This is a genomic window from Agrobacterium sp. MCAB5, assembly GCF_052114365.1.
Taxonomy (GTDB): domain Bacteria; phylum Pseudomonadota; class Alphaproteobacteria; order Rhizobiales; family Rhizobiaceae; genus Agrobacterium; species Agrobacterium tumefaciens.
Map to the genome: position 1 here is coordinate 1 of NZ_JBFREP010000267.1, position 439 is coordinate 439.

A 439-nucleotide genomic window follows, 5' to 3' on the forward strand; every position below is an offset into this window, starting at 1 on the left:
CCACATGGACGAGGCCGAGAACGATGTGCTGGCCTACATGAGCTTTCCCAAGCAGCATTGGGCGAAACTGCATTCGACCAATCCCATCGAGCGCCTCAACGGCGAGATCAAGCGACGCACAGAGGTCGTCGGCATATTTCCCAACGATGACGCGCCACATGGACGAGGCCGAGAACGATGTGCTGGCCTACATGAGCTTTCCCAAGCAGCATTGGGCGAAACTGCATTCGACCAATCCCATCGAGCGCCTCAACGGCGAGATCAAGCGACGCACAGAGGTCGTCGGCATATTTCCCAACGATGACGCGATCATCCGGCTCGTCGGTGCGTTGCTGCTAGAACAGAACGATGAGTGGGCCGTTCAACGGGCTCGATACATGACGCTGGAAACCATCGGACAAATGAGCGATGATCCGCTCATCAGCCTGCCTGCAGTGGC

Annotated in this window: 2 pseudogenes; both read left to right on the top strand. The window is 57.6% G+C overall.

The features are described from left to right. Positions 1–154 (top strand): annotated as a pseudogene (locus AB4Z23_RS28560) (transposase); the annotation flags it as partial. 4 nt (positions 155–158) lie between these two features. Next, positions 159–439: pseudogene (locus AB4Z23_RS28565) on the top strand (transposase); the annotation flags it as partial.